Consider the following 20,487-nt stretch of genomic DNA (forward strand, 5'->3'; position numbering starts at 1 on the left):
TTCTGGCGAAATCGTGTAGAAATTCCCAATGAAAAAGGCGACCTTGTGGTCGCCTTTTTGGTGTTTGATTCGTCTTAATCGACTTGCTTGATTTGCAGTTCTTTTGGTACTTCGAAGAACATGTTCTCCTCACGACCAAGCACTTCATCAACCGCTTCTGCGCCAACCAACTCTTTAATGCGATCTAAGATTTGGTTCACCAACTCTTCTGGTGCAGATGCACCCGCCGTCACGCCAACTTTTACCTTACCCTCAAACCACTCAGGCATAATGTCTTCTGGGCAGTCTGTTAGGTAACCTGGTGTGCCTAGCTTTTCAGCCAGTTCTTTTAAACGTGTTGAGTTCGATGAGTTTTTAGAACCCACGACAACCATCACATCAACATCAGCAGAAAGCTCACGCACCGCATCTTGGCGGTTTTGCGTCGCGTAACAGATGTCATCTTTACGAGGACCTTGAATGTCTGGGAATACGCGGCGTAGCTCTTCAATTACGTCAGCGGTTTCATCAACAGACAGTGTCGTTTGGCTCACGTAGTGCAGATCCGATGGATCTTTCACAATCGCCTTTAGCTTCTCAACATCGGCTGGCGTTTCCACAAGGTACATGCCGCCTGTATCACTTGAATACTGCCCCATCGTGCCTTCCACTTCTGGGTGACCAGCGTGACCAATCAGTACCACTTCCATATTGCGACGACTTGCACGCGCTACTTCCATATGAACTTTGGTAACTAGCGGACAGGTCGCATCGAATACCGTTAGGTCACGAGACTTCGCTTCTTGACGAACAGCTTGAGATACACCATGAGCGGAGAAAATCACAATGTTGTTGTCTGGCACTTCGTGCAGTTCTTCAACGAAGATAGCACCACGCTGTTTTAGACCTTCAACCACAAAACGGTTATGCACCACTTCATGTCGAACATAGATAGGTGGCTGATACATCTCTAGCGCACGCTCTACGATGCTAATCGCGCGGTCAACACCAGCACAGAAACCACGTGGGTTAGCTAACAGGATTTTCATTTCATTGCTCATGGAAGTTATCTTTTATTTGGTTCGCTATTCTACTGACAAAATTTCGACTTCGAAAGTCACGTCTTGTCCCGCGAGTGGATGGTTGAAGTCCACAGTTACTGAGTCGCCAGCAATCTCAGTAATGATGCCCGGGATTTCCATTCCATCAGGACCGCTAAATGCCATGATTGTGCCGACTTCAACTTCCGCTTCGCCAACAAATTTAGTGCGGTCCATATGGTGGATATGGTCTGGGTTCGGCATGCCAAAAGCGTCCGCCGCTTTTAGTTCAATTGCCTTTTGCTCGCCTACTTGTAAGCCTAGTAGGCATTGCTCAAAGTTCTCACTCAAGCTGCCGTCGCCCATAATGAACTTAGCAGGCTTGCCCATATTATGTGTGCTGTCCGCTACAGAGCCATCTTGCATTTTGATGGTGAAGTGCAGCGTTACTGCTGAATCTTGATTTATTGTTGTCACGTTACTGCTTCCTTGTTCTTGGGTTTCCTGCGCTCTATCTGATCACGTACTGTGATTGCTTTTTATTGTACGAAGATGCGCGGATTGGGCTCCAACATAATAAAAAGCGTCGTTCGAATCAACGGACGACGCTTAGGGTTATTCGATATATCGCAAAAGATTACTTGTCAGCGTCCTTTTTGCGGAAGCCATCAAGAATGATCATTGCCGCACCAATACAGATAGTTGTATCTGCAAGGTTGAATGCTGGCCAGTGGTAGTTACCCCAGAAGAAGTCTAGGTAATCAACAACAAAGCCGTGAACAACACGGTCAAACACGTTGCCCACTGCACCACCAATAATCAGTGCGTAAGCGATGTTGTTCCACTTTTCTTTGGCTGGAAGCTTGCTCATCCAGTAGGTCAAAAGACCTGTCACAACAAACGCAATACCGGTGAACAACCAGCGCTGCCAACCCGCTTGATCGCTCAAGAAGCTGAATGCTGCACCGTAGTTATGAACATAAAGTAGGTTGAAGAATGGCAGCACCTCAATTCGGTTTGCCCATCCGTAGCCCATGTTGTCCATCACCACCAATTTGATGCCAATATCTGCAATAAATACCAGAATTGCTAACCACAGCCAGCGAACTCCAGATTGCTTTAACGTCAGTGCTTTTTCACTCATTACTTTACCTACAAACAGCCCCAGTAAATACTGGGGCTGTTAATTTTAAAAAAAGTTCAGTCGTTCTAGGCAATTACGCGAATTTACGTACTTCACCTTCGCCGTCTACGTTAGACACACAACGACCACAGATCTTCTCGTGACCTTCGATTGTGCCTACGTCTGGCGTGTGGTGCCAACAACGGTCACACTTCTCGCCTTCAGCTGCTGCTACTTCAACAAACAAGCCTTCGATATCTGTCGCTTGTGCTGCATCCGTCTTCTCACCTAGAGGCTTAACTTTCGCAGCAGATGTTAGTAGAACAAAGCGCAGTTCATCTTCAAGTTTGTTGATCTTCGCCGCTAGTGCGTCATCAGCAAATAGAGTCACTTCAGCTTGTAGTGCACCACCGATGGTTTTCTCTTTACGCGCATCTTCTAGAAGTTTGTTTACTGCACCACGAACCGCTTGGATCTCAGTCCAGAATTCGTTGTTCAGCTCTTCACCTTCAGCAAGACCGAATAGGCCGTCGAACCACTCACCAGTGAATACGAACTTGTCGCGTTGACCTGGCATTTCGTTCCAGATTTCATCTGCAGTGAACGACATGATTGGCGCCATCCAACGAACTAGCGCTTCTACGATGTAGTAAAGTGCTGTCTGACAGCTACGTTGAGCGTTGCCGCCACGTTTTGCTGTGTACTGACGGTCTTTAATTACGTCTAGGTAGAAAGAGCCCATTTCGATTGAACAGAATTGCATTAGACGCTGAGTTACGCCGTGTGTGTTGTACTCTTCGTATGCTTTAACGATCTCTTCTTGTGCTGCTAGTGCACGACCAACCGCCCAGCGATCTAGCGCAACCATCTCTTCAACAGGAACGATGTCTGTTTCAGGGTTGAAGCCGCTTAGGTTAGCAAGGAAGAAACGCGCTGTGTTACGGATACGACGGTACGCATCTGCGCTGCGTTTTAGGATTTCATCAGAAACCGCAACTTCACCAGTGTAGTCTGTTGAAGCAACCCATAGACGAAGAATGTCAGCACCTAGCTTGTTCGTTACGTCTTTTGGCGCAACCACGTTACCGATAGATTTCGACATCTTACGACCGTGACCATCAACCACGAAACCGTGTGTCAGTACTTGTTTGTAAGGCGCTTCATCTTTCATCGCGATAGATGAAATTAGAGAAGACTGGAACCAACCGCGGTGTTGGTCAGAACCTTCTAGGTATAGGTCTGCACTGTTGCCGTTGTACTCCTCACGAGCATCAACAACTGAGAAGTGAGTTACACCTGAATCGAACCATACGTCTAGCGTATCTAGTACTTTTTCGTATTGGTCAGCGTCAGCACCTAGTAGTTCAGCTGCATCGACATCCCACCATGCTTGGATGCCTTTTTCTTCAACCAGCTTAGCGACTTTCTCGATCAGCTCTAGCGTGTTTGGATGAAGTTCTGCTGTTTCTTTATGAACAAACAGAGCAATTGGCACACCCCAAGTACGTTGACGGGAGATACACCACTCAGGGCGACCTTCGATCATACCTTCGATACGGCTTTGACCCCACTCAGGCATCCACTCTACGTTCTTGATTGACTCTAGTGCTTTAGCACGTAGGCCAGCTTGGTCCATAGAAACGAACCATTGAGGCGTAGCACGGAAGATGATTGGAGTCTTATGACGCCAACAGTGTGGGTAGCTGTGCTCGTAAGCGTGGTGGTGTAGTAGTGCACCTTTTTCTTTCAGTACTTCTACTACCGCATCGTTCGCTTTAAATACGTGCTGACCAGCAAATAGCTCTGTATCTGGTAGGTAAACGCCGTTTGAACCAACTGGGTTTGCTACTTCTAGGTTGTACTTGTTACCAACCGCGAAGTCTTCTTGACCATGACCAGGTGCAGTGTGAACAACACCAGTACCTGAATCAGTCGTAACGTGATCACCAAGGATCGCCGGTACAGTGAAATCGTAGAATGGGTGTTGGAATTGAGAAAGCTCAAGATCCGCACCTTTAGCAAAGCCAAGGTTGTGGAAGTGCTCGATACCTGCACGGTCCATTACGTCTTTCGCCAGCTCAGCAGCAACGATGATACGCTCAGCGTTGTCGCCTTCTGTTTGGATAAGCACGTACTCTAGATCATCACGTAGACATACTGCACGGTTTGCTGGCAGTGTCCAAGGTGTTGTTGTCCAGATAACGATAGATACGTCACCGTGACCTTCATGACCTTCGGTCAGTTCAAACTTAGATAGCAGCGCCGCTTCGTCAGCCGCTTTAAAACGAACGTCGATAGATGGCGATACTTTATCTTTGTACTCAACTTCAGCTTCAGCCAGTGCTGAACCACAGTCTGTACACCAGTGAACTGGTTTAAAACCTTTCAGTAGGTGACCTTTGCTTGCGATCTTACCAAGAGCACGGATGATGTTCGCTTCAGTTGCGAAATCCATAGTGCGGTATGGCTTGTCCCACTCCCCCATGATGCCAAGACGCTTGAAGCTCTCTTTTTGACCTTCAACCTGACCTGCAGCGTACTCACGACATTTCTCGCGGAACTCAGCTGCTGTCACTTTTTGACCTGGTTTGCCAACTTTTTTCTCTACCATCAATTCGATTGGTAGACCGTGGCAGTCCCAGCCTGGGATGTAAGGTGCGTCAAAACCTGAAAGTGTTTTGGATTTAATAATAATGTCTTTAAGAATCTTGTTTAGTGCGTGACCAATGTGAATGTCACCGTTCGCATAAGGAGGGCCATCGTGCAGTACGAATGACTTTTTGCCTTTTTTAGCTTTACGGATTTCACCGTAAAGATCTTCTTTGTACCAACGCTTAAGCATTTCTGGCTCACGATTAGCCAGGTTGCCGCGCATTGGAAACCCTGTTTCAGGTAAGTTCAGGGTATCTTTATACTCACTCATCGATTCTTAATTCCGTTATATTGGGCGAAAATTAGACATTATGTTGAACGGTGGAATAAACCGCTCAACGCTTAAGCTGACGCAGCCACACCCTTGCTGCTTCAGCATCCAATACGATTTGTTGTTTAAGTGCTTCAAACGACTCAAACTTTTGCTCGTCTCTAAGTTTATGCAAAAGTTTCACTTCTAGCTGTTTACCATATAAATCAGCATGAAAGTCGAATAAGTGTACTTCTAACTGTTGGCGAACACCATTAACTGTCGGTCGTTGACCAATGTTAGCGACGCCACCAATCGGCTTATCTCCTAAGCCAAGCGCTTGAACAACATAGACTCCGGAAACCGGAGAAACACAGCGCTTCAACGGAATATTTGCCGTTGGGAACCCAATGGTTCGACCTAGCTTTCTTCCGTGTGAAACACGACCGCTGATGCTGTAATCTCTTCCCAGCATCTCCTGCGCGGAATGCAAATCATCACGAGCCAGCGCTTTGCGAATCGCAGTGCTACTCACTCGTAATTGCTGTAAACAAAAGCTTTGGGTACTTACGACTTCAAAGCCGTACTTTTCCCCTGCTTCTTGTAACATCGCAAAATTACCTGTTCGACCTTTGCCGAAACAGAAATCATCACCAATGACAAGAAACTTAACACCCAATCGACCAACCAACAAGTCACGGATAAACTCTTCCGCCGTTAGGTCAGCAAAATGACGATTGAAGTTAACGCAAAGCAAGCGATCAATGTCGAGCTTACTCAGCTGAACAAATTTATCACGCAGTCGCGTTAACCTCGCAGGTGCCTTATCTCGAGCAAACAGCTCCATAGGCTGAGGTTCAAAGGTCATCACAACCGAAGGCAACGAAAGTTTCTCCGCTTGCTCAGACACTTGCTGCAATACTTGTTGATGGCCTCTATGTACGCCATCGAAATTGCCAATAGTCAGCACGCAACCATGATGGCGCGACTTGATATTGTGAATGCCTCTGATCAGTTCCATTGGATACTGCTTTATGCCTCTGTTTTTACTTTGCACTGTGTGAAACTGACGGATTATATACCAATCAACCTTATTCTGTCCCAGCTTTTAGGTCTTTTAAACGTACGCCGAGTAAAAACACAACGGCTAGGTAAACGACAGCACCAAGTCCAATCAACATTCCTAGCACGCCACTACGGTGAGCAAAGCTCCAATCCAACCACACAGGCATGTCTTCAAGTTGCCATAAGATAGCCGCAACCATCGCTGCACCAGCTATCACCAAACGTATAATAAAGAAGACAGTTCGCTTAGTGATTTGGTACACACCGGCAATGTGCAAGCCGCGGTATAGCAGCGCCATGTTTACAAAAGCAGAAAGCGCCGTTGCGATAGCAAGACCAACGTAACCGTAGAAGTATGCAAAGATCGCGTTGAAGACCATATTCGTCACCATTGCAATGATGCCGTACTTCACTGGGGTTTTGGTGTCTTGACGCGAGTAATAACCTGGCGCAAGCACTTTAATCAGCATGAAGTTAAGCAGACCTGATGCATACGCTAATAAAGAGAGAGAGGCTTGATGTACGTCTTGCGGAGAAAACTCACCGCGCATGAATAGCACCATCAACATTGGCTTTGCTAGTACCATCAAACCAAGCATTGCAGGAATACCGAGTAAGGTAACCATACGTACGCCCCAATCCATGGTGTGTGCGAAACCTTCACTGTGTGCGTCTACGTGTTTACGTGATAGTGCAGGAAGAATCACCGTGGCAATCGCGATACCAAACAGACCTAATGGGAATTCCAATAAGCGATCGGAATAGTACAACCAACTGATCGAACCGGTTTGTAGGAAACTGGCAATAAAGGTATCAAACAGTAAGTTGATTTGGCTTACCGACACACCAAACAGAGCAGGAATCATTAGGGTACGGATCTTCACCACACCCGGATCGCGCCAGCCCCATTTAGGCTTAACCATCACTCCCGCTTTAATAAGGAAGGGAATCTGGAATAGAAACTGAACAAGGCCACCTAACAATACACCAATCGCAAGGCCAATTTCTGGTTGCGACATCTGAGGCGAAATAAACCACGCCGCCAAAATGATCATCACGTTGAGGAAGACAGGCGTAAAAGAAGAGACCGCAAACTTACCTAAGGTATTGAGGATCGCACCAGAAAGCGCAACAAAAGTGATGAACCATAAATAAGGAAAGGTAATCTTGAGCATGACGCTAGCAAGTTCGAACTTCTCAGCCGCCGGGCCGCCATGCATCCAGTCTAGGAACCAACCAAAACCAAACAGCGCGGTCACTACACCGGAACCCAAAACCCCGAGTATGGTAACAATAGAAACAATCACGCCTAGCGTACCGGCCGCACGAGCAATCAACTCACGAGTTTTATCCATATCCCCTTGTGCGTGACTTTCGGTTAGTACTGGCACAAAAGCTTGAGAAAACGCGCCTTCAGCAAACAGACGGCGTAAAAAGTTAGGGATTTTATTGGCAAAGAAGAAGACGTCGGCACTCGCGCCTGCACCCATCAAGTTTGCTACTACCACATCACGAACTAAACCTAGGACGCGCGAAATTAATGTCATGGCACTGACGATCATGCCAGACTTGAGCAGTCGTTTACTCACTGTAACCTCGGAATATCACCAAAAGATAGCCAACCCTATTCCTCTAAGCCTTTGAAAGCTACAAATGGGCGTTAAAAATATATCCGTTTATTGTTAGATCTAGGCGGATAATTATTAGCAATGGTCTAAAAATGCTGTTAGAATCCCCGCCATCTTAACCGCGATGACCTTTGTTACCAAAATTTGTTTTGGTTTCGATTGGTTTTTGCACAAATCATTTGACATTTAGGCGCAAATGAGGGATAGTCCTCGCCCTTAAATTGTCATAGAAATAAGTTTTTGGGAGTTAGACCCTTGGCAAATAGTAAATCTGCTAAGAAGCGCGCTATCCAAGCTGAGAAACGTCGTCAGCACAATGCTAGCCGTCGCTCAATGATGCGTACTTACATGAAGAAAACTGTTGCTGCTATCGAAGCAGGCGACAAAGAAGCTGCAACTGCTGCATTCGCTGCAGTTACACCTATCCTAGACCGTATGGCGACTAAAGGCCTTGTTCATAAGAACAAAGCAGCACGTCATAAGTCTCGTTTCGCTGCACAAATCAAAGCTCTTTAATAGAAACTTGATTTTACAGTGAAGAAAAAACCGGCTCTTGCCGGTTTTTTTATATCTAAAATTCGTGTAGCTCGAATTCAAGACAATAAAAAAGCTGGCAATGCCAGCTTTTCTTGTATGTGACCTGTCATCACATGGCTTCTGCACAATAAAGACCATGAAGTGTTTGGATTAATGCCTTCACTTCATCACTCTTTAATGTGTAGTACACCGTTTGTGCTTCTTTTCGTGTCGCAACCAATTCATCGCGTCGAAGCCAAGCTAAGTGTTGAGACAATGCCGACTGGCTCAACTCAAGTTTTGCGCAAAGTTCTCCAACCGAAAGCTCTTGGTTATGCAGCATGCACAGGATTTGTAGGCGTCTTTCATTTGCCATTGCTTTGAGCAACACGACAGCTTTAGCGGAGTTTTTCTCCATTTCTTGTAGATTCATCTGCAGGACCTCTAGCTACAACTTACTTTCCCCAACCCTGGCCAGTTTGTTGTGTTACAAAGATTTTATAATTTCGAGTTATAATTTTGTCGATAGTAATCTATTTATTTGCGCAACGGAACGTGTTCATTCAAACATTTGGCTAAAATCTGCATCGCAAACGTTCTTTACTGCTGGGTGTTGGATCATTCGCTCAGCAAAGATGACGTAATACTCTTCTTTAAGGTCGTCTACATGACCGATCAGCTGCAAATTACGGTCATCTTCGATCTCCGACATATAAACCGTCGGTGCCAAGAAAATTACATCATCACGGTAACGAGCAAAAGCTTTCATTAGCGCTACGTCATCAAACTCACCGAGGACATCAGGTTGCAATCCTTGGCGATCAAACCATTGAAGAACTTTACGTCCCATTGCGGTTCGGCTAGCAGGAATGAGCAGTTTTTTCTTTTCAAGGATTTCAGGGAACTTCACATCGGCGATTTCAGAGGAAGCAAAAAAGCTCATACTGCTTTCGCCAAGCTTTTTACTGTACAAGCCAGGGCTTTGTGTCGAATCTACCGGACAATCGGAAAGTATCATGTCGAGCTTATGTTGCGACAAACGTTCTAGTAGTAGTTCGTGCGTCGACTCGTAACAGCGTAAGTGAATGCTGTTATCTTCCGGTACTGTCGTCATTAATACTTTGCTAACGAGTCGCTTTGACAATGCATCGGCGACACCGACTTCAAATAGGATGTTGGAATGCTGGCTATAGTTGACGATATCAAGCATCTCGTAGCTCAAACCAAACATACGATCCGCATATTTAAATACCAACTGTCCAAGCTCTGTTGGCTCAACCGTTCGCCCATTTCGCTTGGTCAACTTCCCCTTCATACGGTCTTCAAGTGCTTTAATTTGCCCTGTAACAGTTTGCGGCGTGAGAAATAATGCATCTGCTGCTTTTGTTACTGACCCTTGTTTGCACACCATCCAGAAGTAATAAAGGTGGTTGTAATTTAAATGTGACATAGCCAAGCCCTATAAAGAAGATGACACTTTTTATATCAAATGTGACAACGACAAACAATAAGTTCGACAAAACCTACATAAAAGTCGAATTAAAAGAGTTTTACCGAATATATCAGTTTCACACTGTCATAAAACTTGAAGCCAAACGCACTTTTTTAATCTTCTCTTAAAACTCGTTAACAAAACAAAAGCCACACAAAACGAAATAAAATCAATAACTTATTTGGTTGTGAATTTTTCTTCACGAACAACTATTAAAAAGAATAATAAAAATTCTCCATAGAAACCGAACTGTAATATTACTGAAATATTTCATCTCTAACATCACCCTCAGTTTCAACAACAGACCAAATAAACGAACTGAAAGGTCCACGGAGAAAATTATGATGAACCAAGCTACTTCTACAGCAGCACCAATCTCGAGCACGACTCGCTGGTTACGCTGGGCTAACTTGGCATTCATGTTGTATCTGCTTCTTCTAGCAGTATCTATGGTTGGTAGCGGCTTCAAATGGGCAACTGGCGATCAAGCTAAAGTACTCTTTGAATTTGCGTCTCACCCAGTCGCAGGTCTAATGATCGGTTTGGTGGCTACGGCACTGATCCAATCTTCAAGTACCGTAACTTCTATTATTGTAGGTTTGGTTGCAGGTGGTCTACCTGTAGAAACCGCTATCCCTATGGTAATGGGTGCTAACATCGGTACAACCGTAACAAACACACTTGTTTCGCTTGGCCACGTACGTTGTAAAGAAGAATTCAAACGTGCATTCGCTAGCGCAACAATCCACGATTTCTTCAACCTACTTGCGGTACTGATCTTCCTACCATTGGAAATGATGTTCGGCATCCTAGAGAAAATTTCTCACTGGTTGGTATCACCTCTACTAAAAACGGGTGATATGAGCATGGGTGGTTTTGACTTCATAAAGCCAATCACTAAACCTGTAGTAAGCGCGATTAAAGAGCCTCTATCTACATTTGGTGACACAATGGGTGGTGTAGCACTGATCGCTCTAGGTATCGGTACTATCTTCGTAGCTATCACTGTTATGGGTAAGCTAATGAAGAGCCTAATGGTTGGTCGTGCTCGTGACATCCTTAAGAACGCAATCGGTCGTGGTCCTATCCACGGTATCGTATCGGGTTCTGTAGTAACTGTTCTTGTTCAGTCTTCATCTACGACAACAAGTCTAATGGTTCCACTAGTAGGCTCAGGTGTTCTAAAAGTACGTGACATCTACCCGTTCACTCTAGGTGCAAACATCGGTACATGTATCACGGCTCTACTAGCAGCAACAGCGGTATCTGGCGAGTTCGCAGTATTCGCACTACAGATTGCACTAGTACACCTAACGTTCAACATTCTGGCGACACTGTTCATCTTCGGTATCCCGTTCCTACGTGAGATTCCTGTGAAATGTGCAGAAGTGATTTCAGAAATGGCTATTAAGAACAAAGCAGTTGTAGCAGGTTACCTACTAGCAGTGTTCATCGTGCTACCAGGCTCTATCCTTGCTCTGACAGCATAATAATAAGATTACCATCGCTTATTTTAGGCTCCACTTCGGTGGGGCCTTTTTTCGTTTTGGCGAAGCGAGAAGCGAGAAGCGAGAAGCGAGAAGCGAGAAGCGAGAAGCGAGAAGCGAGAAGCGAGAAGCGAGAAGCGAGAAGCGAGAAGCGAGAAGCGAGAAGCGAGAAGCGAGAAGCGAGAAGCGAGAAGCGAGAAGCGAGAAGCGAGAAGCGAGAAGCGAGAAGCGAGAAGCGAGAAGCGAGCTTATTCTGTCTTTCTAGGGACAAGTCCCGTCAACACCTTTCGGAGCCAAACGGCTTTCATGAACCCTTCAACATCCACCTCTCGACTCCTAGATCGAAGCGATCTCATTTCTTAATCACGCAGTAAACTGTGGTAAAAGAGATTCCCGACGACGCTCCTTCGTCGCTTTCGGGAATGACGCCGTTTGATTTGAGAGTGACTGAACGTCATCCTCAAGAGCGAGGCACGAGCGAGTTGGGGATCTTTTATTCCCTCTCACATCTCGGAGTGAAGCGTTCCTCAGGGCGAAACCCGTTCCCTCCTATCTCTGCCCTTCAGACGAAAAAAAGCCGCCCATAAAGGCGGCTTAGAAACTCAATATACTCGTTAAACTGAGAACGGGTACTGAATTGGGTCGTGATGCTCGTAACCTTCTACCCAGAAGTCATCTAGGGTTACCCATGTTTCCAAATCTTCTAGCGATTTGATTTCTGGGTTGATGTGGAAAGTAGCGGCTTTTAGTGGCTCACGCTTCAACTGGATATCACGCATTGGCGCAAGCTGATCTTCGTAGATGTGTGCATTCACAATCTTGTGGTACGCCTGACCAGGTTTCTTGCCTGTGATTTGCGCCATAATTGCCAAGAACACATACACTTGAACCATATTGAAGTTCAGACCTAGCGGAACGTCACAAGAGCGCTGCGTGCTATTTAGGTACAGCGTGTCACCTAACAGTGAGAAGTGGTGGCTGTACATACATGGACGCAAACAGCCCATGTGGAATTCGCCAGGGTTGTAGAAGTTTAGGATTTCACCACGGTCATCAACACCGCGCGTCAAATCATCCACAATCTTACGTAGCTGGTCGATATGACCACCATCTGGCTTCGCCCATGAACGACCTTGAACGCCGTATACGCGTCCCATGTCGTCTTCACCCTTACGGAATGGGTTGTTCAACCATGCTTCATTTAGGTTTGCGTTCGCATCCCATGTCTTCGTACCTAGCTTACGGAAATCTTCAGCGTTGTCGTAACCACGGATATAACCAAGTAGCTCAGCAACTGCCGCTTTCCAAAAGCTCTTACGTGTCGTTACTAATGGGAATTGGTTGTTAGCAACATCGTAGGTCAAGTCTGCGTTGATCACCGTTAGGCAGCGTTTGCCTGTGCGTTCGTTTTCAACCCAAGTGCCTTGGTCAACGATACGCTGACACAAATCTAAATACTGTTTCACACCAATTCCTTACTTCGTTTCTGCTTGGACTTTGTCTTGGTAAAGACCACGTTTGTACGCCCAAACCATCATTAGAACACCCAGAATGATCATCGGTGACGATAGGATTTGTCCCATCGAAATGTAACCACCAAATAGACCAAGCTGTGCATCCGGTTCGCGGACAAACTCAACTAGGAAACGGAATGTACCATATCCAGCTAAAAATAGCCCTGATACCGCACCTAAAGGACGAGGCTTTTTGATGAACCAGTTCAGAATGAAGAACAGCACAATGCCCTCTAGGAACATCTCATAAAGCTGAGATGGGTGACGAGGCAATGGACCGCCATTCGGGAAGATGATCGCCCATGGCACATCTGTTACGCGTCCCCAAAGCTCGCTGTTCATGAAGTTACCCATACGCCCCATACCAAGGCCAAATGGCACCAATGGCGCTACAAAATCTGCTACACCAAAGAAAGTGCGACCATTCTTATGTGCGTACCAGAACATGGCAGTGATAACACCTAACAGACCGCCGTGGAACGACATACCACCGGTCCAAACTTTGAATAGGTATAACGGGTCAGCTAAGAACAAATCAAAGTTGTAGAAAATCACATAGCCAACACGGCCACCAATCACGACCCCAAGGAAACCCGCAAACAACAAGTCAGAAACTTGCTCACGCGTCCAACCACTACCCGGCTTATCTGCACGACGATTTGCCAACCATAGTGCGAACATGAAGCCGACTAGGTACATCAAACCGTACCAACGAACAGAAACAGGACCAATAGAGACTAAAACCGGATCAATATTGGGAAATTCAAAGTATCCCTGAGACATAAATCATTCTCTTCTTATTACTAATAAAACAGGTGGACTTTACAGCAGCATGGTCGCTGCAACAAACATCAAGAACACAGCAAAAATCTTCTTCAAGACCGCTGTTGGAAGGTTGGTTGCCATCTTCGCGCCGACTTTCGTCGTGAGCATCGACGTCATAGCAATCGCCGCTAAAGCTGGCAGGTAAACATAACCCACACTGTAGTCAGGTAACCCTTCTACCTTGTAGCCATGTAAGATGAATCCAATCATGCCAGAGATGGCAATCACGCAGCCGCACACCGAAGAGGAGCCAACCGCTTTACGCATTTCAATACCATGCTTGTTTAAGAAAGGCACCGACAGCGAACCACCGCCAATACCAGCAAGACTTGAAACCACACCAATTCCCGTTCCGTACATTACAGTGACCGGACTACTCGGCATTGGCTTCTCACTTTTGGTTTTAATGGAGCGAAACATCTGTATTGCCAAACACAGCACAATCACCCCGAACACTTTCGGCAAGTAATGAGTAGGGATCCACTCGGCAATATTAGCCCCAACAAAACCGCCAATCACCACGCCAGGCATCAGCCATTTGACAACGAACATATCGACGTTACCAAGCTTAAGGTGATTAAGCGCCGATGAGCCCGAAGTGACGATGATGCTCGCTAATGACGTTGCTAACGCCATGTGCATGCTCATCTCTGGCGAGATACCAGCAAGAGGAAGAAGATAAAGTAATGCAGGTACAACAATTAGCCCGCCTCCAATACCAAGAAGCCCAGCCATCACGCCTACAAAAGCGCCCAGCGCGAGCAATAATATGAATAAAGAGATGGTCACAATTACCTACTTCTTACCTGCACGAATAAAGCCGGCAAAACCTTGTTGAATAAAGAAATCATGCATCATTTGATGGATTTCTTGCCCGTAAGAGCATGACATGGCTTTTTCGACGAGTTTTTCTAATTCTTTTTTCTGGCTATGGCGAATCAAATATTTCACCTTAGCCACGTTTGAGGTGTTCATACTTAAACTGTTGTAGCCTAAGCCCAACAATAAGAGCGCACCAAATGGGTCACCTGCTAGCTCACCACAAATACACACAGGTACTTGATACTGGTGGCAAACATCATGAATTTGTTTTAACGCCAACAACACCGCAGGATGCATGGATTCATAGACATCCGCAACACGGGAATTGTTCCGATCGACGGCCAACAAATATTGCGTTAAGTCGTTGGTACCGACAGAAACGAAGTCGACACGATGCGCAATAGCGGGTAGCAAGTACACCATTGAAGGCACTTCGATCATTACCCCAACTTTTGGCGCTTGAATGCGTTCATCCAACAGTACCACTTCACTGTAGGCTTGATTGATAAGCGTAATCGCATCATCGAGTTCTTTAATACCAGACACCATCGGCAACAGAATACTCAGATTGCCACTTTCTGCACTCGCCCTTAGCATCGCACGCAATTGGATCAAAAAGATGTCCGGATGATCCAACGTAAAGCGAATACCACGCCAGCCTAAGAATGGGTTGTCTTCATCAATTGGCAGATACGGTAATGGTTTATCGCCGCCAATATCCAAAGTACGCATAACCACGCGCTGATTAGCGTAGCTATTGAGGATGGCTTGATACTGATGATACTGTTCATCTTCTGATGGAAAGTGATGCTGAAGTAAAAAAGCGATTTCAGTTCGGTACAAACCCACACCATCCACACCAGAGTTGATGGCGATATTGCTATCCGCACTCAAGCCCGCGTTGAGCATGACTTCAATGTGGCAATCATCTTGAGTGATCGCTGGCAATGCCAAATCTTTGTTCACCATGGCGAACAATTCAGACTCTTCACTAACTAAGCTGCGATACTCGCGCAGGAGCTGTCTGTTTGGCTCAAGATAAATCTCGCCAGTGTAGCCATCGACAATCCCTTTCTTGCCATTGACAACGCTGGTATTGATGTTCGCGCCCATAATGGCAGGCACACCTAACGCGCGAGACAGAATCGCGGCGTGAGAGTTTGCTGCGCCTTCAAGTGACACCACAGCCAACAGATGTTGCTTTGGAATTGATGCGAGTAAAGTCGCTGTGAGTTCGTTGGCAACCAAGATAACCGGACGGTCAATGGAAGCATGTTCTTGTTCACTGTTGTGCAAGAAGTACAACAGACGTTGCCCGAGTTCACGGATGTCTTGCGCACGTTCACGCAGGTAAACATCAGACATTCGAGCAAAACGGTTGGAATAGGTTTCGACAACCTGACGCAGTGCCCAGTCCGCACGATCACCTTTCTCGATCTGCTTCTTAAGATCACCACGCAACATAGGATCGTTCAGCAAGTGAGTGAAGAGATCGAAGATCGCTAACGCGTCTTTGTTAATTTCACTATCGAATTTCTTCCGCATACGGCGGAAATCACCCAACGCTCGCTCGACGGCAACCGCAAGCAATTCATGTTCACGTTCTTTATCTAATGTCGAAGTTGGAAATACGTCGTTTAGATTTGGCTGCGTATCATCAAACCAAAACTCACCGATTGCGACACCCGTCGAAGCTGGAAGCCCCTTGATGACAGTAGGCTTAGAGGCGAGCTGCCAGTGACCTAAGTTTTGGGCATGCGCAATCAACACAGCAAGCTGCGCAGATAAAGTCACAAGGAAAGACTCTTCCATCTCACTAAACAAACGCGGCGTTTTCTGCTGGATAACCAACACACCTAATACTTGCTTGCGATGGATGATCGGCGTACCGAGGAAGGAGTGGTACACCTGCTCACCCAACTGAGGGAAGAATTTAAAATCAGGGTGAGTAGAAGCCTCAGCAAGGTTTAATGGCTCAGCACTGCGCTTTACCAAACCGACTAAGCCTTCATTGAAGTTGATATGGATGCTATCGCCTTCAAAAATCAGGCCTTGAGTTGCCATTAACTCAAGGCGCTGCATTTCGTCGTTAGCAAGATAGATAGTACAACATTCAGTGCATAGGGCTGCGCAAGTCTCTTTTACTAATATGTCGAGCGCCAGATGGACGTCATCGACTCTGGAGACTTTCTCAACTATTTCCCTTAGCTGACTGAGCATGTTGATCCTCTATCTACGTTGCTTTTTTCTTTTCCCTTTCGTCTTACGCTCTCGAAAAGGCATGGCTAAAGATGCAAACTCTTTCATTGCGCGACGGTAAACATCTCGCTTGAAAGAAACAACTTGCCTAACTGGATACCAGTAACTTACCCAGCGCCAACCATCAAATTCAGGGGATTTCCCACGCTGCATATTGATGCGGGATTCGTCGCATTCCAATCGCAGCAGAAACCATTTCTGTTTTTGGCCGATACAAACAGGCTTGGAGTCCCAACGCACCAATCGCTTTGGTAGCTTATATCTTAACCAATGACGACTTGTTGCGATGATCTTAACGTCTTTTTTCGTCAGACCGACTTCTTCATATAACTCCCTGAACATGGCTTGTTCAGGTGTTTCACCTTCGTCAATCCCACCTTGTGGAAATTGCCATGAGTGTTGCCCGTATCGTTTAGCCCAGAAGACCTGACCATGGTTATTACATATCACAATACCAACATTGAGTCGGTAACCATCGCCATCTATCACTGGCTAACCTCTATGAATAATTTTTTATTACCGTGATTTTTCCACATATCCCCATTACTAGCAAACTTACTGATGTGATATGAGCAAGATTTATTACCTTTCGGCCAGTTTTGGATATCTTTTGAACAAATATTATTTTATCAACACAAGACTGAGACATAGCCCACATTTATTCACCTTTTCTGTGAATAACTTTGTGAAGAAAACGCTATCAACAAAGAATTTTGTTCAAAACCATTATTGGCAACATTTATAAAGACTTAAACCAAAACACATAAGAATATGATTAATAAAGATTTAAATGTAAAACTGATGATTTATTGATCTTATTTTTCCTGATGATCTTTTCATCAAATACAGATCGGTCAAAGATCGCACAATCGGTTATTTATCCACATTGGACAGGTAAGACTTCATGATATCTTAATAAAATCAAGTCTCAATCACGTCCCAAACCCCTGTTTATTCATCCAGCCCAGCTAGAGATCCTATTGGTCACTTCCTAATCTGTGGATAAGTTATGGATTGATCATTCTTAATCCAGCTCGATGAAATCTTCGACAGAGGATTTTATTCAAATTTGTTAGACTAGATGTTTTCCAACACCACCTTGTCATTATGAAACCAGAACCACAATCCGAAGCAGAACTGATGGAACGCGCGCACGACATTGCGGGCTTAAGCTTTACAGAGCTTGCCGAAGAGGCAGGCATGACTGTTCCTGAAAACTTGAAACGCGATAAAGGCTGGGTTGGGCAATTACTGGAATGGCACTTAGGTGCACCAGCTGGCAGTAAACCGCAACAAGATTTCGCTAAGCTTGGGATCGAGCTAAAGAGCATTCCGATCAGTTATTCTGGCAAACCATTAGAAACAACCTTTGTCTCTGTTGCACCACTGACTGGTGTGCAAGGCTTAACATGGGAAACCAGTCACGTGCGTAACAAGCTATCTCGTGTACTTTGGGTTCCAGTGGAAGGAGAACGTGAGATTCCGTTAGCTGAACGCCGCGTCGGTAGCCCTTTGATTTGGTCACCGGATCAAGAAGAAGAGTTAATTCTGAAAAACGACTGGGAAGAATTGATGGAATTGATCGTTTTAGGTAAGTTTGATCAAATTTCCGCCAGACACGGAGAAGCGCTTCATCTGCGCCCTAAAGCTGCGAACGCAAAAGCACTGACGGAAGCTTACAGTTCAAATGGCAAGCCGATAAAAACCCTGCCCCGCGGTTTCTACCTCAGGACACAATTCACCGAACAGATACTATTGAAGCACTACATCAACGCTCAATCAGAGTGATCAATGCGTTACGAGTGACAATTCAATATCGCAGTAAGAGGCTGTACCCTCGCTACCGAACTCATCGTATGCGTTGTGCAGTCTCAAATACGCTTTATCAATCCCCAACCTCAGCAGCTCTTCTTTCACCAAATCTAACGATCCAAAATGAATCGGATCTTCGCCGTCTTTGATTGGCTCTAGTTGGTGTTTGTACTCCACTGCTAACAGATAGTCAGAGACATCAGAACAACCTATCACAAAGACCTTCGGAGTTTTATAGGAGTCTTTGTGGTGGCCATGCAACCACATGTCGAGTTGATGCTTCTGCATAATGCACCTCCTTCACAAGATCCTTTAAGTCTAGTTACCGTATTGATAAGTTTCGAGTTAACTACAAAGCGAAACTTAAATCATTTGCGACAGCAACTAAAAATCCCCTATATTGGAATGACTTATTCAGTCGGTAACTCTTCAAGGATGTGAAATGCAATATACAAAACTACCGCACTCATCACTCGAGATCAGTAAGATCTGCCTTGGCACTATGACGTTTGGTGAGCAAAATACCGAACAAGAAGCTTTTCAACAGCTCGACTTTGCCCTCGATCATGGGGTGAACTTCATCGATACTGCCGAGATGTATCCCGTACCACCGAAAGCAGAAACACAAGGACTCACCGAGCAGTACATTGGCAATTGGTTAGCGAAAAGCGGTAAACGCGAGAAAGTGGTTTTAGCAACGAAAGTCGCTGGTCCGCGCAACGTCCCATACATTCGTGAAAACATGAGCCTTAACCGTCGCCATATTCACACTGCGATCGACGATAGCTTAAAACGCCTGCAAACCGATTATGTCGATCTATACCAATTGCATTGGCCGCAGCGTCAGACCAACTGCTTTGGCCAGCTCAACTACCCTTACCCAGATAAGCAAGAAGAGGTCACGCTGATCGAGACCCTTGAAGCTCTCACAGAGTTAGTCAACGCAGGTAAAGTGCGTTACATCGGTGTTTCAAACGAAACGCCATGGGGCGTGATGTCACTGCTACGTTTGGCAGAAAAACATGATTTACCGAGAATCGTCTCCATTCAGAACCCATATAACTTATTAAACCGCAGCTTCGAAGTCGGCTTATCTGAAATTAGCCATTACGAAGGCGTTCAGCTACTCGCATACTCACCGCTGGCATTTGGCTGCTTAAGTGGTAAATACCTCAACGGAGCAAAACCAGAAGGTGCGCGTTGCACGATTTGGGAACGCTTTGCTCGCTACTTCACACCACAAGGCGTTAAAGCGACAGAAGCATACGTCAACCTAGCTCGTGACCACGGTTTAGCCCCTTCGCAAATGGCGCTTGCCTTCGTGAATCAGCGTCCATTTGTTGGCTCTAACATCATTGGTGCGACTAACCTAGAACAGCTGAAGTCCAATATCGATAGCATCAATGTTCATCTAAGTGAAGAATTGCTTAATGACATCCAAGCGATTGGTACGACTTACTCGAACCCCTGCCCATAGTGGGCGCCGGGCAAACAATACCAAACGTAATAACGAAAAAGGCTGACCATGATGGTCAGCCTTTTTTCTTAGCCCAAATTGAATCGAATGTGTGTGGGAGTTTCAACTTGGGCTTTCGATTACGTCAGTATTCGCGAAGTTAACACACGACGAAGGTGACGAACTCGACGTTCAACTTTTACCGCGTCAGGTACGCTAGCTTGTGTTGAACGGCCATCTTTATCCAGGCCAATGTCTTTTAGTAAGTGCTCGTTAGTCCATGGAATATCATGAGAACTACGACGAACCATACGTTGCCATTGCTTTTCTTCACGTTTCAGATCTGCTTTCAAAAGCACCGTGGCCAGTTTTAGATAGATAGAGTGACGCATAATTTTTCTCCAAATAGCGATAGATAATCGACTGGGAAAAATAGTGGGGTAATTAAACAGAGAGATTCTGTTGAGACTAAGCCGCTACTTTTCCGCAGCCTAGTAAAATAGAAAGGTTACGGATTAATTTAATCTAATGAGCCAGTAAAATCTGGTTTGGTCGCATCAAAGGTTG

Annotated in this window: 19 protein-coding genes; 4 read left to right on the forward strand and 15 right to left on the reverse strand. The window is 45.6% G+C overall.

From position 1 onward, the window contains the following. Positions 1-74: 74 nt before the first annotated feature. The 6 genes from ispH to murJ form a co-directional block, all read right to left on the reverse strand. Positions 75-1,040 (reverse strand): 4-hydroxy-3-methylbut-2-enyl diphosphate reductase, encoded by a 966-nt coding sequence (gene ispH / locus ACLIIY_RS12530; protein WP_005440578.1) that lies wholly within the window; start codon positions 1,038-1,040, stop codon positions 75-77. 24 nt (positions 1,041-1,064) lie between these two features. Continuing rightward, on the reverse strand, positions 1,065-1,496 hold the full coding sequence (gene fkpB, locus ACLIIY_RS12535) for an FKBP-type peptidyl-prolyl cis-trans isomerase (RefSeq protein WP_009707691.1): 432 nt from the start codon (positions 1,494-1,496) through the stop codon (positions 1,065-1,067). Between the two features lie 160 nt (positions 1,497-1,656). Beyond that, the gene (gene lspA, locus ACLIIY_RS12540) at positions 1,657-2,163 is read right to left on the reverse strand and encodes a signal peptidase II (RefSeq protein ID WP_005440576.1); all 507 of its coding nucleotides are present in this window, start codon (positions 2,161-2,163) and stop codon (positions 1,657-1,659) included. Positions 2,164-2,236: 73 nt separating this feature from the next. Further along, positions 2,237-5,065 (reverse strand): isoleucine--tRNA ligase, encoded by a 2,829-nt coding sequence (gene ileS / locus ACLIIY_RS12545; RefSeq protein ID WP_009707692.1) that lies wholly within the window; start codon positions 5,063-5,065, stop codon positions 2,237-2,239. A 64-nt stretch (positions 5,066-5,129) separates the two neighbouring features. After that, positions 5,130-6,065, reverse strand: a complete 936-nt coding sequence (ribF, locus tag ACLIIY_RS12550; protein ID WP_033006234.1) for a bifunctional riboflavin kinase/FAD synthetase — start codon at positions 6,063-6,065, stop codon at positions 5,130-5,132. A 70-nt stretch (positions 6,066-6,135) separates the two neighbouring features. Further along, on the reverse strand, positions 6,136-7,698 hold the full coding sequence (murJ, locus tag ACLIIY_RS12555) for a murein biosynthesis integral membrane protein MurJ (protein WP_434527678.1): 1,563 nt from the start codon (positions 7,696-7,698) through the stop codon (positions 6,136-6,138). Positions 7,699-7,992: 294 nt separating this feature from the next. On the opposite strand from murJ, the gene rpsT reads away from it, so the two are divergent. After that, positions 7,993-8,253 (forward strand): 30S ribosomal protein S20, encoded by a 261-nt coding sequence (rpsT, locus tag ACLIIY_RS12560; protein WP_005440571.1) that lies wholly within the window; start codon positions 7,993-7,995, stop codon positions 8,251-8,253. 130 nt (positions 8,254-8,383) lie between these two features. Here the strand turns inward: rpsT and ACLIIY_RS12565 are convergent, their stop codons facing one another. Both ACLIIY_RS12565 and nhaR read right to left on the reverse strand, forming a co-directional pair. Next, the gene (locus ACLIIY_RS12565) at positions 8,384-8,686 is read right to left on the reverse strand and encodes an ArsR/SmtB family transcription factor (protein WP_005440568.1); all 303 of its coding nucleotides are present in this window, start codon (positions 8,684-8,686) and stop codon (positions 8,384-8,386) included. Positions 8,687-8,812: 126 nt separating this feature from the next. Next, positions 8,813-9,703, reverse strand: coding sequence for a transcriptional activator NhaR (gene nhaR, locus ACLIIY_RS12570; RefSeq protein ID WP_009707695.1), 891 nt, complete (start codon positions 9,701-9,703; stop codon positions 8,813-8,815). Positions 9,704-10,089: 386 nt separating this feature from the next. Here nhaR and ACLIIY_RS12575 point away from each other — a divergent pair, with 386 nt between their 5' ends. Continuing rightward, positions 10,090-11,235, forward strand: a complete 1,146-nt coding sequence (locus tag ACLIIY_RS12575; RefSeq protein WP_027726695.1) for a Na/Pi symporter — start codon at positions 10,090-10,092, stop codon at positions 11,233-11,235. A gap of 611 nt (positions 11,236-11,846) precedes the next feature. Here the strand turns inward: ACLIIY_RS12575 and ACLIIY_RS12580 are convergent. Genes ACLIIY_RS12580 through rppH form a run of 5 tightly spaced genes read right to left on the reverse strand, consistent with a single transcriptional unit; the run spans position 11,847 to position 17,141 of the window. After that, on the reverse strand, positions 11,847-12,698 hold the full coding sequence (locus ACLIIY_RS12580) for a thymidylate synthase (protein ID WP_005434888.1): 852 nt from the start codon (positions 12,696-12,698) through the stop codon (positions 11,847-11,849). Positions 12,699-12,707: 9 nt separating this feature from the next. Continuing rightward, positions 12,708-13,529, reverse strand: a complete 822-nt coding sequence (gene lgt, locus ACLIIY_RS12585; protein ID WP_005434890.1) for a prolipoprotein diacylglyceryl transferase — start codon at positions 13,527-13,529, stop codon at positions 12,708-12,710. 39 nt (positions 13,530-13,568) lie between these two features. Beyond that, entirely contained in the window at positions 13,569-14,360 is a 792-nt protein-coding gene (locus tag ACLIIY_RS12590; RefSeq protein WP_005434891.1) for a sulfite exporter TauE/SafE family protein, read from the reverse strand. A 6-nt stretch (positions 14,361-14,366) separates the two neighbouring features. Further along, complete coding sequence (gene ptsP, locus ACLIIY_RS12595) at positions 14,367-16,613, reverse strand: phosphoenolpyruvate--protein phosphotransferase (RefSeq protein ID WP_027726738.1); 2,247 nt, start codon at positions 16,611-16,613, stop codon at positions 14,367-14,369. Positions 16,614-16,622: 9 nt separating this feature from the next. Next, the gene (gene rppH / locus ACLIIY_RS12600; protein WP_005434895.1) at positions 16,623-17,141 is read right to left on the reverse strand and encodes an RNA pyrophosphohydrolase; all 519 of its coding nucleotides are present in this window, start codon (positions 17,139-17,141) and stop codon (positions 16,623-16,625) included. Between the two features lie 618 nt (positions 17,142-17,759). On the opposite strand from rppH, the gene mutH reads away from it, so the two are divergent. Further along, the gene (gene mutH / locus ACLIIY_RS12605; protein WP_020196724.1) at positions 17,760-18,440 is read left to right on the forward strand and encodes a DNA mismatch repair endonuclease MutH; all 681 of its coding nucleotides are present in this window, start codon (positions 17,760-17,762) and stop codon (positions 18,438-18,440) included. Here mutH and ACLIIY_RS12610 read toward each other — a convergent pair whose 3' ends face one another. After that, the gene (locus tag ACLIIY_RS12610) at positions 18,441-18,752 is read right to left on the reverse strand and encodes a DUF6482 family protein (protein WP_005434899.1); all 312 of its coding nucleotides are present in this window, start codon (positions 18,750-18,752) and stop codon (positions 18,441-18,443) included. A 154-nt stretch (positions 18,753-18,906) separates the two neighbouring features. Between ACLIIY_RS12610 and ACLIIY_RS12615 the strand changes: the two genes are divergently transcribed. Further along, a complete protein-coding gene (locus ACLIIY_RS12615; protein WP_334543768.1) occupies positions 18,907-19,941 on the forward strand; it encodes an NADP(H)-dependent aldo-keto reductase in 1,035 nt (344 codons plus the stop codon). Positions 19,942-20,060: 119 nt separating this feature from the next. Here the strand turns inward: ACLIIY_RS12615 and ACLIIY_RS12620 are convergent, their stop codons facing one another. Beyond that, the gene (locus ACLIIY_RS12620; RefSeq protein WP_005434903.1) at positions 20,061-20,312 is read right to left on the reverse strand and encodes a hypothetical protein; all 252 of its coding nucleotides are present in this window, start codon (positions 20,310-20,312) and stop codon (positions 20,061-20,063) included. Positions 20,313-20,487 lie beyond the last annotated feature (175 nt).

It is taken from the genome of Vibrio sp. K4, assembly GCF_051122595.1.
Taxonomy (GTDB): domain Bacteria; phylum Pseudomonadota; class Gammaproteobacteria; order Enterobacterales; family Vibrionaceae; genus Vibrio; species Vibrio owensii.